Origin of the sequence: Euzebya tangerina, assembly GCF_003074135.1 — a bacterium.
Lineage (GTDB): Bacteria > Actinomycetota > Nitriliruptoria > Euzebyales > Euzebyaceae > Euzebya > Euzebya tangerina.
This window is the reverse complement of record NZ_PPDK01000001.1, coordinates 1,529,090-1,543,921: the sequence shown is the minus strand read 5'-3', so window position 1 is coordinate 1,543,921 and position 14,832 is coordinate 1,529,090. Positions and strand designations below refer to the sequence as shown.

14 protein-coding genes are annotated in these 14,832 nt (G+C 70.5%); 6 read left to right on the top strand and 8 right to left on the bottom strand.

The genetic code is table 11. From position 1 onward, the window contains the following. Positions 1 to 8: 8 nt before the first annotated feature. The 3 genes from C1746_RS21960 to C1746_RS07120 all read left to right on the top strand — a co-directional run bounded on the left by C1746_RS21960 (position 9) and on the right by C1746_RS07120 (position 2,752). Positions 9 to 668 carry a forkhead box protein gene (locus C1746_RS21960; protein WP_162867482.1) on the top strand — a complete coding sequence of 220 codons (660 nt, stop codon included), beginning with the start codon at positions 9 to 11 and terminating at the stop codon, positions 666 to 668. Next, the gene (locus C1746_RS07125; RefSeq protein WP_162867481.1) at positions 665 to 1,477 is read left to right on the top strand and encodes an alpha/beta fold hydrolase; all 813 of its coding nucleotides are present in this window, start codon (positions 665 to 667) and stop codon (positions 1,475 to 1,477) included. Before C1746_RS21960 ends, C1746_RS07125 begins: the two co-directional genes overlap by 4 nt. Positions 1,478 to 1,540: 63 nt before the next feature. Then, positions 1,541 to 2,752, top strand: coding sequence for a Fic family protein (locus C1746_RS07120; protein WP_116713944.1), 1,212 nt, complete (start codon positions 1,541 to 1,543; stop codon positions 2,750 to 2,752). A 24-nt stretch (positions 2,753 to 2,776) separates the two neighbouring features. Here C1746_RS07120 and C1746_RS07115 read toward each other — a convergent pair whose 3' ends face one another. The 7 genes from C1746_RS07115 to C1746_RS07090 are packed head-to-tail and all read right to left on the bottom strand — an operon-like array spanning position 2,777 to position 8,817. Further along, positions 2,777 to 3,271 carry a cupin domain-containing protein gene (locus C1746_RS07115; protein ID WP_205711753.1) on the bottom strand — a complete coding sequence of 165 codons (495 nt, stop codon included), beginning with the start codon at positions 3,269 to 3,271 and terminating at the stop codon, positions 2,777 to 2,779. A 54-nt stretch (positions 3,272 to 3,325) separates the two neighbouring features. Beyond that, the gene (locus C1746_RS07110) at positions 3,326 to 4,690 is read right to left on the bottom strand and encodes an amidase (protein WP_116713943.1); all 1,365 of its coding nucleotides are present in this window, start codon (positions 4,688 to 4,690) and stop codon (positions 3,326 to 3,328) included. Continuing rightward, positions 4,687 to 4,845, bottom strand: a complete 159-nt coding sequence (locus tag C1746_RS21955; protein ID WP_162867480.1) for a hypothetical protein — start codon at positions 4,843 to 4,845, stop codon at positions 4,687 to 4,689. Before C1746_RS21955 ends, C1746_RS07110 begins: the two co-directional genes overlap by 4 nt. Continuing rightward, positions 4,842 to 5,825, bottom strand: coding sequence for an oligopeptide/dipeptide ABC transporter ATP-binding protein (locus tag C1746_RS07105; protein WP_116713942.1), 984 nt, complete (start codon positions 5,823 to 5,825; stop codon positions 4,842 to 4,844). The genes C1746_RS21955 and C1746_RS07105 overlap by 4 nt, the downstream gene beginning before the upstream one ends. Further along, positions 5,825 to 6,844 (bottom strand): ABC transporter ATP-binding protein, encoded by a 1,020-nt coding sequence (locus tag C1746_RS07100; RefSeq protein WP_116713941.1) that lies wholly within the window; start codon positions 6,842 to 6,844, stop codon positions 5,825 to 5,827. Before C1746_RS07100 ends, C1746_RS07105 begins: the two co-directional genes overlap by 1 nt. Next, positions 6,845 to 7,789, bottom strand: coding sequence for an ABC transporter permease (locus tag C1746_RS07095; RefSeq protein ID WP_205711752.1), 945 nt, complete (start codon positions 7,787 to 7,789; stop codon positions 6,845 to 6,847). After that, positions 7,789 to 8,817, bottom strand: coding sequence for an ABC transporter permease (locus C1746_RS07090; RefSeq protein ID WP_116713940.1), 1,029 nt, complete (start codon positions 8,815 to 8,817; stop codon positions 7,789 to 7,791). The genes C1746_RS07095 and C1746_RS07090 overlap by 1 nt, the downstream gene beginning before the upstream one ends. 130 nt (positions 8,818 to 8,947) lie before the next feature. On the opposite strand from C1746_RS07090, the gene C1746_RS07085 reads away from it, so the two are divergent. From C1746_RS07085 to C1746_RS07075, 3 genes are read left to right on the top strand one after another with little or no spacing between them, the layout of a single operon-like run. Next, positions 8,948 to 10,792, top strand: a complete 1,845-nt coding sequence (locus C1746_RS07085) for an ABC transporter substrate-binding protein (RefSeq protein WP_162867479.1) — start codon at positions 8,948 to 8,950, stop codon at positions 10,790 to 10,792. A 38-nt stretch (positions 10,793 to 10,830) separates the two neighbouring features. Beyond that, positions 10,831 to 12,015 (top strand): acyl-CoA dehydrogenase family protein, encoded by a 1,185-nt coding sequence (locus C1746_RS07080; protein WP_116713938.1) that lies wholly within the window; start codon positions 10,831 to 10,833, stop codon positions 12,013 to 12,015. An 11-nt stretch (positions 12,016 to 12,026) separates the two neighbouring features. Then, entirely contained in the window at positions 12,027 to 12,983 is a 957-nt protein-coding gene (locus C1746_RS07075; RefSeq protein ID WP_116713937.1) for a VOC family protein, read from the top strand. Here C1746_RS07075 and C1746_RS07070 read toward each other — a convergent pair. Next, on the bottom strand, positions 12,956 to 14,791 hold the full coding sequence (locus C1746_RS07070) for an ABC transporter ATP-binding protein (protein ID WP_116713936.1): 1,836 nt from the start codon (positions 14,789 to 14,791) through the stop codon (positions 12,956 to 12,958). The genes C1746_RS07075 and C1746_RS07070 overlap by 28 nt on opposite strands. Positions 14,792 to 14,832: the final 41 nt, after the last annotated feature.

The window sequence follows — 14,832 nt, the reverse complement described above, 5'->3', positions numbered from 1 at the left end:
TTCGACGCATGCCTGACACGACGACGACGTCCCGCTCGGCCGAGATCACCACGATCGACATCGGCGCGGCGACGTGGCGGGAGTTCACCATCCCGGGCAGCAACACACCGGTCCACCTGACGCGCCTGGGCGCCCATCCCGATGGCGGCTTCGACGTGCTCGTGCGCTTCCCGACCGGCTGGTCTCGGCCGGGACCGGGGCACTACGACGCCATCGAGGAGGTCACCTTCATCGCAGGCGGGTTCCGCATGAGTGGCCGCACCTACCGCGCCGGGGACTACGGCTGGTTCCCGACCTCCTTCACCCGCACCGACTCTGCGGCCCCGACGGGTGCGCTCGCGCTGGCCTGGTTCAGCCAGCCGAACGAGTGGTCGGAGTCGGTGTCTCCCGCTGCGGAGGCGGCGGCTGACGGTCTCGAGCTTGCGACCTGGACCGAGGCCGAGACCGCGACGTCGCCGCTCGGTGTCACCGGGTGGGCGCTTCGCCGCGCGGCGGACCGCGAGACGTGGATCGTCCAGTCGGTCCCGGAGCAGACGGATGTGCCGGCGGGGATCGCCCGGGTCGACCTCTTCGACCTGGCCGGCCACCGCTGGCACACCGTGCCTGCGGGTGCGACCCTGCCCGCGGTGGAGCCCGGACCGGTCTGGGCCAGAGTGATCATGCGGTGAGCCGGGCTCGCGTCGAGGGGGTCAGCCGCGGCTACGTCGAGACCTCGTGGGGGCAGGTGCACATCCGACGGGCCGGCCAGGCGGGGCCAGCCATCGTGCTGCTCCACGAGTCCCCGTTGTCCTCAGCCACGTACGCCGCGGTGCTGCCGGCACTGGCGCGCGGCGCTCGCGCGGTGGCCATCGACACGCCCGGGTACGGGATGTCCGACGGCCCGCCGGCGCGGGCGGAGATAAGCGAGTACGCCAGCGTCCTGCTCGAGGTGACCCGGACGATGGGGCTCGACCGGATCGCGGTGGTGGGCGTCCACACCGGCGCCTCGCTGGCCGTGCAGATGGCCGTGCAGGCACCGGACCGAGTGACCCATCTCGTGCTCTCCGGTGTGCCGCTGATCACCGAGGAGCAGCGCGCGGAGTACCTGCGCAGCTGGGCGCCGGAGGTCCCCATCGCGCCCGACGGCAGTCATCTGGCCTGGGCCTGGGAGCGCTACGAGCGGATCTGGTCGGGGCCGCCCGACCTGCTGCACTTGGGCGCGACGACGCTGCTCGCCAACCTGCAGGACTACCACCTGGCGTACAACGCGGCGTTCCGCTACGACCCACGGCCAGACCTGGCGAACGTCAGGTGCCCGGTGCTGCTCTACACGGCGGAGGACGACCTGCTCATCACCTCAGACGAGGAGGCCGTGGTCCTGTTCCCGGACGCCCAGTTGGAGCGGGTCCCCGGCCTGGTCGGCCAGCTGCCGCTCCGAATTCCGACGGAGTTCGCGGCAAGGGTCCTTCGTTTCGTTTCCGCAGCGGCTAGTAGATGAAAGGATAAGCCGATAACCTTTCATCTGGGATGTGTAGATGAAACGATCCGCCAGGAGGGTGTCATGAGCCTCCGTCCGACGCCCGGTGCTGCTCACGCACCCGGCGATGAGTCGTGGCCGAGAGTGGCCGAGGACACCTCGCGGATCTGGACCCCTCAGGCCGGCCGACGCCTCCCCGCAGCCGATCGACGCGTTCACTACACCCCGTCGCTGCCCGCGGCGATCGCCGGGCGCAGGCCGCAACTGTCGGCCGACACCATCAATCTGATCACCGAGGCGGCAGCTGCTCTCATCCGTTCAGATGCACGGAACTCCGGCCGATCCATCCTCGCGCTCCTCCGTACCGAGTCTGCGGCTTCCTCGAAGATCGAGCAGCTGGAGGTCAAGCAACGCTACGTCAGCCGGGCCTTGGCCGGCCTACCGACGACGCAGCGATCTGCAAAGGACGTCGCGGCGAACCTGCATGCCCTCGAACTCGCCCTCGCTAGGGCTCATGAGCCGGTCACCCCGGCGACGATCGACGCTGTCCACCGAACCCTTCTACCGGACGAGGTCTGGTCCGGAGACATCCGGACCGTGCAGAACTGGATCGGGGGGTCGGACTACTCGCCGCGCGGTGCCCGCCACGTCCCACCGGACCCAGCTCACCTCCCCCGACTGATGACTGATCTCAGCGAGTTCATCACCGGCACTGACATCCCGGCCATCGCTCAGGCCGCGATCACCCACGCGCAGTTCGAGACCATCCACCCGTACATGGACGGCAACGGACGCGTTGGACGGGCCCTGACGCATCTGGTGTTGCGTCGACGCGCCATCACGCCGACGACCACCGCCCCGCTATCGGTCGCCATCCTCGGCGATCCCGACAACTACCTGGAGTCCCTGTCCGGGTATGAGAACGGCGAGGTGGATGCGTACGTCGCGGACTTTGCCAAGACGGCCATGATCGCCGCGACGATGGCCGACACGCTTGCGGACCACGTGGACTCCATAGTTGATGAGTGGCAGGCAATTCCTGAGGTGGCCGGCAGTCGACCCGACTCGGTGATCCACAGGATCGTCCCCGATCTGCCATCGCGACCGGTCACGACGGTATCGCTCTCAGCGGACCGCCACGGCGTCAGCGCTCCGGCGGCGCGCAATGCCTTGGAGACGCTCACCGACGTCGGCGTCCTCAACCGGACCACAGCCGCTCGCAACGTCCAGATCTACGAGGCCCACGAGATCTTCGCGGCCGTGGAGGACATCGAACGGACCGCGCGAGGCGTCTGACTCACTCACGCCGTGCAGCGCGGCTTACAAGTAGTGGTTGTCGTGGGCGTCGAGGAACGCGTTGAGGGTCTCCTCGTCCGTCGGCGGGTCCTCGGCCAGGGTTCGGAAGTAGGCCTCGCGGGGTGCGCCGGGCGTGAACATCAACAGCATCGAGGCGCCGCCCGAGCCGCGGAACCCGTGGATGCCGCCCGGCGGGACGTACAGGAAGTCGCCGGGATGTGCCGTCTTCCAACTCGTGCCGTCGTGGACGCGCACCTCGCCGTCGAGGACGTAGAACTGCTCGGACATCGTCCGGTGGAAGTGCGGGTCGGGCCCCGACTCCCCCTCCCCGAAGGTCCAGCGGTACAGGCCGAAGCGTCCGTCGGTCTGGTCGCCGGTGGCCAGCAACTCACAGGTCGAACCGCCGGGGAAGGTGATGTCGGGCGGCCCCTCGGCACGGCGGAGCCACGCAGAGGCTTCCGGGTCGCCGTCATGCAGGACGGGCGGGTAGGGACGGCGCGGGGCTTGGTCAGGCGGCACGGGTGGTCCTCGAGGCGAGGGAGCGACGGTTCACGATACGACCGCCATGCGGCATCACGGCGGCTCAGGCCACGATGGCACCCACCTGCACGTGCGCTGCACCACTGCTGCCACGTCCAGCAGGCCGAACTCGGTGCCGCGGGGGCCGACGACCTGCAGTGACACGGGGAAGCCCCTGTCGGGGGTCCGGCCGACCGGCACCGAGACCGCGGGGTGGCCACTCAGGTTGAACGGCGCCAGGGGGTGGATCAGCGTCAGATCGCGCGGGCCGTGCCGACCGTCCTCGAACAGCACCTCCTCGTCGACGATCCGCGGTGGCACCACCAACTGCGCCGGCGTCACCAGCACATCGACGTCCCGCCAGAGCTGCTCCAGACGGCGGGTGAACCCCGCGCCAAGGCGGCGAGCGCCGACCAGATCCTCGGCAGTGATGGTGGCCGAGAAGTCCAGATAGGCCAGCACGTCGGGCGCGTACTCCCCCCGTCGGGTGTCCAGCCAAGGCCGGTGGTAGCTGAGCGCCTCGGCGCCGAGCACCACGATCGTGGCCGCCACCAGCTCGTCAGGACTGCCGAGCGAGACCGGCACCACCTCGGCTCCCGCCTCCGTCAGGGCCGCAAGGGCGTCGTCGTGCACCCCGCGGACGTCCCGCTCGAAGCGGCTGGTCAGCTCCTCCCAGGTGGCGATCCGCAGGTCGGCGATGTCGACCGTCTCAGAGCGCCGGTCGCGGAGTGGAGCGTCCGGGCCGGTGGGCCGCATGGCTTGGAGCACCGCCCGGGCATCCTCGACGGTCGCCGCGATGGGGCCCACGGTGTCCAGGCTCCAGGCCAGCGGCACGATGCCGCGCAGGTCGGTTCGCCCGTACGTGGGTTTGAGCCCGACTACCCCGCACAGCGCTGCCGGCTCGCGAATCGAACCGGCCGTGTCGGTCCCCAGCGCAGCCGGGACGATGCCGGCGCCGACCAGCGCCCCCGAGCCGCCGGAGGAGCCGCCCGGCATGCGGGCCGGGTCGAGCGGGTTGCGGGTCGGCGGGGTGAGGGCACCGAAGGCGAACTCGTGGGTGTTGGTCTTCGCGACCACCACGGCCCCGGCCTCCTCCAGCCGCTGCACCACCGGGGCGCTTGATGTCGCAACGTTGTCGCGCAGGATGACCGATCCGGCGGTGGTGACCTCACCCTCGATGTCGATCAGGTCCTTCACGCCGAGCGGGATGCCGTGCAGGGGTCCCCGGTCCTCGCCGCGGTCCAGCTCCCGCTGCAGCCGCTCGGCCTGCCGCCGCGCCCGGTCGGCCAGGTCACCGAGGCACGCGTGGATGGTCGGCTCCCAACGCTCGATGGCCGACAGGGTCTGCTCGGTGAGCTCGACGATGCTGGTTCTGCCGTCCCGGACGGCCCGCCCGAGCTCGGCGATGGTCCTGGTCATGACGGGCGGCCTGGCGGCGGTGGTGCCTGGTCCTGCGGCAGCCGACGGACGGCGGCGCGGAGCGTCTCGAGCAGGGTGGCGACGGTGAGGATCGGCGTCGGTTCGACGGGGTCTGCTGCGGCAGGGTCGCCGTGCTCAGTCGGCTGGGAGCTCATGTGCGGTACCCGACCTCGGCCCGTTCGGCCGCACCGATGGCGTAGAAGCTGGCGACGAAGTGGCCAGGCGACACCTCGCGCAGCGGGGGTCGCTCCGTCTGGCAGCGCTCGTCCCGACGGTACGGGCAGCGGGAGTGGAAGAGGCACCCGGCGGGCAGGTCGGTGGCGGACGGCACCTCACCGCGCAGTCGGAGTTCGGGCAGCGTGTCGGACGGGTCGGGGGTGAGCGCCGAGGAGAGCAGCGCCAGGGTGTAGGGGTGGCGCGGGTCGCCGACCACCTGCTCGGTCGGACCGGTCTCGACGATGGTGCCCAGGTACATCACCGCGATCCGGTCCGAGACGTAGGCGACGGTCTGGATGTCGTGGGTGATGAACAGGAAGGAGAGGTCCAGACGCTCCTGGAGGTCGTTCAGGAGGGCCAGCACCTGCGAGCGGACCGACAGGTCGAGTGAGGACGTGGGCTCGTCGAGCACCACGAACGCCGGGTCGGTCACGATCGCGCGGGCGATGCCGACGCGTTGCTGCTGGCCGCCGCTCAGTTGGCTGGGGCTGCGGTCGGCGAAGTCACGGGGCAGCGACACGGCATCGAGCGCCTCGGCGACCGTGCTGCGCCGCTCCTCACGCCCCATCGTCGGCGAGTGGATCCGCAGCGGCTCGGCGATGTTCTGGCCGACGCTCATGCGGGGGTTGAGGGACTCATCCGGCTCCTGGAACACCACGGTCAGGCGTGACCGGACGGCCCGGAGGTCCGCCGCCGGCAGGGTGGCGAGGTCCTGCCCGTCGAAGGTGATCGACCCCTCGTCGGGCCGGTGCAGCCCCAGCAGCAGCCGGCCCAGGGTGGACTTGCCGGACCCGCTCTCGCCGATGACGGCAACGGTCTCGCCCTGCCCGATGTCGAGCGACACGCCGTTGACGGCGTGGACGAGCCCCTTGGGGGTGTCGAACCGCTTGGTGACGCCCTGCAGGCTGACCAGCGCCATCAGGCGGTCCCCACGGGTTGGCGTGCGCTGATGTCGTAGTAGACCGCGGCCTGGTGGTCGGGACCGACCTCGCGCAGCGGCGGCGCCTGGGTCTGACAGCGGGGGTCGTCGCGGTACTCGCAGCGGTCGTAGAAGGGGCAGCCCTCGGGGTAGTCGACCAGGTCGGGGATCTGGCCCCGAGCGATCCGCAGTGGCTCGCCGGGCCGGGGGACGGCCTGCAGCAGCAACTCGGTGTAGGGGTGGGCCGGCTGGGCGAACACCGCGGCGGTGGGGCCGACCTCGACCACCTTGCCGGCGTACATCACGACGACTCGCTGGCAGTAGTGGGCGACGACGCCCAGGTCGTGGGTGACCAGCAGCATCGCCCGCTCGTCGCGCTGCACCAACTCGATGGTGAGGTCCAGGATCTGCCGTTGGACGGTGACGTCGAGGCCGGTGGTGGGCTCGTCGGCGATGACCAGGTCGGGTTCCAGGGACATCGCGATGGCCAGCACCGTGCGCTGAGCCATGCCACCGCTCAGCTGGTGGGCGTAGCCGCCCAGGACCCGCTCGGGATCGGCGATCCCAGCTCGGTCGAGCATCGTGCGGGCACGGTCACGCGCGTCGGCCTTCGAGAGGTCGCTGTGCTCCCGGATGACGCGCAGGAACTGCCGCTCGATCGTCATGACCGGGTTGAGGGAGCCGAACGGGTTCTGGGGGACGAAGCCGATGCGGGCGCCGAGCAGCTGCCGGCGTCGTCGCGCAGACATGGCGACCAGGTCCCGGCCGAGGAAGTCGGCGGACCCTCCGACGACCCGGCCGGGGGGTCGCAGCAGGCCGATGATCGAGCGGATCGTTGCGGACTTGCCGCAGCCGGACTCGCCGACGATGCCGACCAGCTCGCCGCGGTCGACGTCGAAGCTGACGCCGTTGACGGCGTGGACGGTGCCGCGGGTCGTGTGGAACTCCGAGCGCAGGTCGCGGACGGCCAGCAGAGACGCCTCCGCGTTGGTTCCCTCCGCCGTCGACGGCCCGTCCACCTAGAGCTTCTCCTCGAGGATGGCCATGATCCCATCGGCGACGGCGTTGAAGCTGAGCACCGTGATGAACACGGCCAGCCCGGGCCCGAGCGCCACCCACCACTGACCGGTGGCCATCACCTGGCTGCCCGAGCGGATCATCGCGCCCCAGCTGGCGTCGGAGGGGCTGGTGCCGATCCCGAGGAACGACAGCGCGGCGATGACGACGATGGCGTTGGCGGCACCGAGGGAGGCCTGCGCCAGGATCGAGCCGGAGATGTTGGGCAGCAGATGGCGCCACAGCACCCGGGCCTTGGTGGCGCCCATGGCGTGGGCGGCCTCGATGAAGCGGCTCTCGCGCACGGCCAGGGCCTCGCTGCGGGTCAGGCGGATGAACCGGGGGGCGTTGATCAGGACGATGGCGACGACGACGTTGCGCAGGTTGTTGCCGGTCAGCACGACGATGACGATCGCGAGGACCAGCAGCGGGAAGGCCTGGAAGACGTCGAGGCCGCGCATGATGGTCTCGTCCCACTTGCCCTTCGCCGAGGCCGCCAGTCCGATGGGGACGCCGACGACGAGCGAGACCAGCGTGCCGATGAGGGCCAACGGCAGATCCAGCCGGCCAGCGACGATCGTGCGGGAGAAGACATCGAAGCCGGATCGGTCGGTGCCCAGCCAGTACTCCCCGCCGGGAGGGGCCAGCGTGTTGCCGGCGTCGGGCCGGGCGGGATCGTGCGGCAGCGGTGCGACGAACGCGGCCAGCAGGATCGCGACCAGGACCAGCAACCCGAGGGTGATGCCGGGGTGGCTGCGGCTCCAGGTCAGCGTTCGCTGCAGCGCGGTCGGCTGCGCGGGCGGGGAGGGTTGTGGCGACTCGGTCGCCCCGGAGTCGGAGGCTGCCGACTCGGCGGCTGTGGGGTCGGGCGGGGTCGGCTCCGGCGGCGCGGCGGACGGGAAGGACACTACGACCCCTCCGCGCCGTAGGTGATCCGCGGGTCCAGGCGGGCGACCAGGACGTCCAGTGCCACGTAGGTGATGAGGGTGATGATCCCGGCGACCAGCACGAAGCCCTGGATGGCGGGGATGTCCAGGGAGAGGATCCGGTCGACCGCCCACTCCCCGATGCCACCCCAGGCGAACACGATCTCGACGATCGCCGCGCCACCGATGAGGACGGCGAAGAGGATGGCCCCGTAGGTCAGGATCGGCGTCCGGGCCTGCCGCAGCGCGTAGGCCCAGATGGTGCGGGTCGGCAGGCCGCAGGCGCGGGCGAACTCCACCTGCCGTGAGGCGAAGGCCTGCGCCAGGACCGCGCGGGTGGTCTTGGCGAAGTAGGCGGAGTAGAAGAGGCCGAGCGCCAGCACCGGCATGATGCTGTGGCGCAGGCCGCTGGCGAAGATCTCCCAGTCACCGGCGATGGCCGCGTCGATCAGCAGTCCGCCGCTGACGCGCGGCGGTCGGGACTCCATCAGACCGATCCGACCGACCGGGGCGGGCGCCCAGCCGAGCAGGAAGAACAGCAGGTAGATCAGCAGCAGTCCCAGGAAGAAGTCGGGGATGGACTGCAGGGCGCTGGTCGCGAGGCGCGAGATGCGGTCGGCGGCGCGGCCCCGGTAGTAGGCGCCGATCCCGCCGACGGCCAGCCCCAGGACGACGGCGACGGTCAGGGACATGACGATCAGCTCGAGGCTGTCGGGCAGGCGCTCCCAGATCTCCTGGGTGATCGGCAGGTTGGTGAAGTAGCTGGTCCCCAGGTCGCCGCGGGCCAGGTCACCGAGGTAGCTGGCGTAGCGCTGCGGGATGGGCTCAGCCAGGCCCAGGTCAACGCGGATCTCCTGCAGCGTCTCCTCGTCCGCCAGGCCGCCGGCGATGGCGCGGGCCGGGTCGCCGGGCGCCAGGTTGACCAGCGCGAAGGACAGGGTGACGACGACGAACAGGCCGATCGGAAGCAGCGCCATGCGGCGGCCCAGATACCGCCAGAAGCCACTCATCGATCCTCGAATGCCGCCTGTCCGAAACAGATTGACGAATACATCTGATGATTATACGGTCCGACGATCGGTGGTGTCGATCACCCCGGCCGACACCTCCCGAACGCAGCCACGGAACTGGAGTGAGAACATGAGACGGTTGAACCTACGGGAGACCCGCGGCCGCCACCTCAAGCTGGTGTGTCTGATGGCGGTCCTGTCGCTGCTGATCGCTGCCTGCGCGGGCGGGACGGACGCCGACGATGCCGACAGCGCCGAGGGGACGACCGAGGAGGCGGACGGCGGGGACGGCTCGGACGGCTCGGACGGTGGCGACTCGGACGGTGGGGAGGGTTCCGGCGAGGACGCTGAGGGCGAGGACGGTGGTGGCGAGGACGGTGGGGAGGGTTCCGGCGAGGACGGTGCGGGCGAGGACGGTGGTGGCGAGGACGCCTCTGATGGGGAGGACTCGGCCGCCGGCGGCGGGACCTTCCGGATGGCGGTGCCGACGGTCGTCTCCAACATCGACCCGGGCGTCTACGAGGGCACACCTTCGACCGAGCTCGAGATCGCCTGGGCCGGACCCTTATACGAGTTCGCCGACCCGGAGGACGTGACCGATGACACGCTCGGGACGACAGGTCTCGACAGCGTGCAGCCGCTCCTGGTCGAGTCCGACGAGGAGGAGGACGATGGCAGCCTGGTCATCACCCTCCGCGAGGCCACCAGCCCGTACGGGAACACGCTGACCTCCGAGGACGTGGCCTGGACGATGCAGCGGGTGCTCGCCAACGACTTCGTCGGCCAGTTCGTCCTCTCCGTCGGTCGGATCGACGCCGAGAACCCGATCGAGGTCATCGACGAGCGCACCTTCCGGGTCAACGTGACCGAGCCGAACCCCTACGTCCGGGCAGTCCTGACGCTGTGGAACCTCTCGCCGCTCGACTCTGTTGAGGTCCAGTCCCACGCCACTGATGAAGACGAGTGGGCCAGCGAGTGGTTGAGCAGCAACACGGCCACGTACGGGCCGTACAACGTGACGACGTTCTCGCCCGGTGAGTCCATCACCATGGAGACCAACCCGGGGTGGCCCGGTGACGCGCCGGCCTACGGCGAGGTGCTGATGCAGCAGGTGCCCGATGCGAGCTCCCGCCTGCAGCTGCTCCAGCGGGGTGAGGTGGAGTACGCCGCCGGCCTGCAGCCCGAGCAGTTCGCCAGCGTCGAGGGCTCCGAGGAGGTCGACACCACCACGCGGGTCGGCAACACCATGGTGATGCTCGAGCTGAACCACGCGTTCGAGCCGTTCCAGGACCAGCAGGTCCGGCAGGCCATCGCCCACGCGATCGACCGCGAGGCCATCGTCAGCGGCCCGATGCAGGGCTTCGCCGACGTCCTGGCCAACCAGCTGCCCAGTGGTCTGGAGCAGCCCGATCCGCCCGAGCCCTACACCTACGACCCCGAGCGGGCCCGTGAGCTGCTGGCCGAGGCCGGGTACGCCGAGGGCCTCGAGTTCCCCCTCACGATCAACCTGACCCGGCCGGGCCCATACGCCGAGCAGATCGCGGTGCTGCTCGAGTCCCAGCTGGCCGACGTCGGCATCACGGCCGAGATCGAGACCATCGCCTCCAACAGCGAGTTCGAGGAGCGCAAGACCGAGGGGCAGCTGACCGCGTGGCTGGGTGCCAACACTCCGATCGTGCCGGAGGCCTGGTACTTCATGCAGCTGGAGCACCACAGCACCGAGGCGTTCCAGAACTTCAAGGGGTACGCCAACGAGGAGTTCGACGCCCTGCTGGGTGAGCTGCGCGACCTGCCGGTCGGCGACGAGCGTGACGCGGCGATCACCGAGGCGCACGAGTTCCTGATGGAGGACGTGCCGTACGTGCCGATCTTCAACTCCCAGCTGCTGGTGGCGACGAGTTCGAGCGTGGATGCCGGCTCGCTGCGGCAGTACTCCCCGTTCGGCCCGCTGGTGCGGGAGGCGACGCCGTCGTAGTGCCCGCCGTCGTCATCTCCGCGGGGGTGGGCTGAGCAGTGGCGCCCACGAGGACCCTGCTGCCCGACATCTTCCGAACTGAGGAGTGTCGGGCGCTGCGGGACTCGATGGGCGCCCTGCTCGACACCAAGCTGGACTGGGAGACCGTCCGGGCGCTGGACGAAGCTGATCAGTTCCCCGATCGGGCCTGGGCCGGCCTGGCCGAGCTGGGCGTCCTGGGCCTCGGGATTCCGACAGAACTGGGCGGCAGTGGCGGGACGGCGCGAGAGGCGGTCGCGGCTTGCATCGAGATCGCCCGCCGATACCCCTCGCTGGCCGTCGACTACGTGCTGTGCGGGATGGTCGGGCGGATGCTGGGGGATCACGGGACGGCCGAGCAGCAGGAGGCGTGGCTGCGGCCGCTTGCGGAGGGGTCGGCGATCCACGCCTACGGGATCTCCGAGCCGGGCGGCGGAACGGATGCGCTGGCCGCCCGGACGAGGGCCGTTGCGGTCGACGGGGGATGGCGGGTCACGGGGAGCAAGCTGTGGATCTCGATGGCCGATCGTGCCGAGGTCATCTTCACGGTCGCCCGGACCAGCGAGCCGCCGTCGGGACGGAGTCGGGCGAACGGGCTCTCCGTGCTCGCGGTCCCGACCGACCAGGACGGCGTGTCGGTCCGGCGCGTGCACCTGGCGGGGATGCGCGGGGCGGGGACGTGTGAGGTGGTGTTCGACGAGGCCGTCGCGCCGGCCGGATCGCTCGTGGGGCAGGAGGGACGGGGGTTCCACATGCTGCGAGAGACGCTCAACATCGAGCGGCTGCTCTCGGCCGGAATCAGCCTCGGAGTAGGGCAGGGGGCGCTGGAGGCGGCGGTCCTCTACGCCGGCGAGCGGGAGGCATTCGGCCGGCCGATCGGCGGCTTCCAGGCGGTCCAGCACGGGCTGGTGGACGTCTCGGTGCGGTTGGCTGGGGCGATGCTCTTGACCGAGCGGGCGGTCGAGGACTACGAGTCAGGGGTCGATGTGACCGACATCTCCGGGATGGCGAAGCTGGCGGCGGCGGAGGCCACGGCGGCCGTGGTGGACCAGGGGATGCGCACGCTGGCGGCGATGGGCCTGGCGCGGGAGTCGTCGATGCAGATGTTCTTCCGAGATGCCCGGCTGCAGCTGTTCAGCCCGGTCAGCAACGAGATGGTCCGCAACATCCTGGGCGAGGCGATGGGCCTCCCCCGCAGCTACTGAGGGGTCGATCCATGTTCGATGGCATCGACGTCTGCACCCTGTTCGCCCCCTCGGTCGAGCCGCTGCTGCGGCTGTACCAGGGGCACCTGGGCTTCACCCAGACAGGTGCCTGGGAGATCACGCCGGGCAGCGCCTACCACCGGCTGTGGCGGCTGGATCGGGAGGGCTGGGCCGCGTCGACGCTGGACGTCCGGGACCTGGCCAAGCCCGGAGCCTTGGGCGGTGGCCTGCGCCTGGTCGGCGTGCCGGGGTGGCCGGAGGTGACCGAACCCCGCTCGATGGCCGTCCCAGGCCCGTTCGCACTGGACTTCTACGTCAGGGACCTGCCGGGGTTGCATGCGGCGTTGCTCGCTGACGGCTTCCGCTTCCGCTCCGAGCCGGTCTCCTACCCGCTGTTCGGGACCGACTTCACGGTGGACGAGGTGCTGCTCGAGGCGCCGCTGGGGCTGGTCCACGCCTTCGTGGAGTACCTGCCGGACCGGCACCGCTGTGTGCTGGGTGACCGGCCGGAGGAGCAGGTCAGCGAGGTGGTGGCCGCCATCACGGTGACCGACGACATCGAGGCGGGGTTGTCGACCCTGCGGGACCGGTTGGGCGGCCAGGTCTACTTCGACCAGGTCTTCGAGGGCCCGACGGTGGAGGCGATGATCGGCCTACCCGAGGGCTCGGCCTTCCGCGCCGTCCTCCTGCGTGGTCCCGAGCGGCGCAACGCTCGCGCGGAGCTGATGGCCACGGTGCCGGATGCGGCGCCGGAGTCAGCCGCCCGTCGGCCGCTGTCGGTGGTGTTGTCGCTCGAGGTGCGGGACGAACGGGTGATGGCGGCCCCTCTCGACGGGGATCTGGAGGGCCCGGTCACGCCCACCACCGGTCCGCACGAGGGCCGCTCGGTCACCACGATGTGGCCGGCGTGGGGCGGGGTCCTCGAACTCCTCCAGCCTGCTCAGGCCGCCAGGACCGTCGTCGCCTGACCGTCCACCAGTCGGGCGTAGGCGCCGTCGGCCAGCAGCAGGTCCGCGTGGGTCCCACGCTCGACGACCCGGCCGGCGTCGATCACGGCGATCTCATCCGCGTTCCGAATGGTGGAGAGGCGGTGGGCGATCACGATCGACGTCCGGCCCTCGAGTGCCGTCTTCAGGGCGGCCTGGACTGCGATCTCGGCGTGGGTGTCCAGGTGCGCGGTGGCCTCGTCCAGGACGACCACGCCGGGGTCGGCCAGCAGCAGCCGGGCGATCGCGAGGCGCTGCTTCTCACCGCCGCTCAGCCGGTGGCCCCGGTCGCCGACGACGGTGTCGATGCCCTCGGGCAGGGCCAGCACGACGTCGAGGATCTGGGCGTCCGCCAGCGCGGCGTACAGCTCCTCGTCGGTGGCGTCCGGGCGGGCGTAGCGCAGGTTGGCGGCCAGGGTGTCGTGGAAGAGGTGGACGTCCTGGGCGACCACTCCGACGGCCTGTCGGATCTGGGCCTGGGTCGTGTCGCGCAGGTCCACGCCACCCAGCCTGACCGTGCCGGACGTGGGGTCGTACAGGCGGCTGACCAGACCCGCGATGGTGGACTTCCCCGCCCCCGAGGCGCCGACCAGCGCCAGCGTCCGGCCCGGCTCGACGTGCAGGTCGATGCCGCGCAGCACCTCTCCCCCGGCGTCGGTCGAGAGGGTTGCGACACCCTCCAGAGAGGCCAGCGACACCTCTTCCGCCGTGGGGTAGGTGAACGAGACGTCCTCGATGGAGACCGAGGGGACCCCGTCCGGCAACTCGACCGGGTTCTCAGGGTCGGTGATCATCGGCTCCAGGTCCAGCACCTCGATGACCCGCTCGAAGCTGACCAGCGTCGTCATCACATCGACCTGCACGTTCGACAGCGACGTCAGCGGCCCGTACAGCCGGCCCAGATAGGCGGTCAGCGCGACCAGGGTGCCGATCTGCATCCCGTCATTGATCACGCTGAGGCCACCGACGCCGTAGACCATGGCGGTCGCCAGTGTGGCCAGCAGGCCGAGCGCGGTCATGACCACTCGGGCGTACATGGCCGAGCGGACCCCGATGTCGCGGACCCGGGCGGTGCGCTCGGCGAAGACGGCCGACTCCTCCTCGGGACGGCCGAACAGCTTGACCAGCAGGGCGCCCGAGACGTTGAACCGCTCGGTCATGGTCTGGCCCATCTCCCCGTTGAGGCGGGCGCGCTCGCGGGACATCTCTGCCAGCCGGCGGCCGGTCCAGCGGGCTGGCAGCAGGAACAGCGGCAGCAAGGTCAGGGCGAGCAGGGTGATCTGCCACGACAGGACCGCCATCGCGGCGATGGTCGTGGTGACGCCGATCAGGTTGCCGACGACGTTGGACAGGGTTGAGGTGAAGGCCTGCTGGGCGCCCTGGACGTCGTTGTTGAGGCGGCTGACCAGCGCCCCGGTCTGCGCCCGGCTGAAGAAGCCGATCGGCATGGCCTGGACGTGGTCGAAGACCTGGGTCCGCAGGTCGTGGATCAACCCCTCACCGATCGAGGAGGAGAACCACCGCTGGACCAGGCCGATGCTGGCGGAGACGAGCGCGAGCAGCGCGACGCCCAGCGAGAGGCCGATGACCAGGCCGGGCCGCTGGCCGGTGATGCCGTCGTCGATGATCGCGCGGTACAGCAGCGGGGTGGCGGCACCGGCGATGGCGTCGACGATCACGAGGGAGAGGAAGATGGCGATCTGGCGGCGGTAGGGCCTGGCGAAGCCGGCGATCCGGCGGAGGGTCCCGGGGGCCAACTTGTGGTCGGTGACGGAGGGGTCGTGGAACATGGCGCGGGGAGGTCTAGGCAAATCGGGCTCCCGTCGGTAGG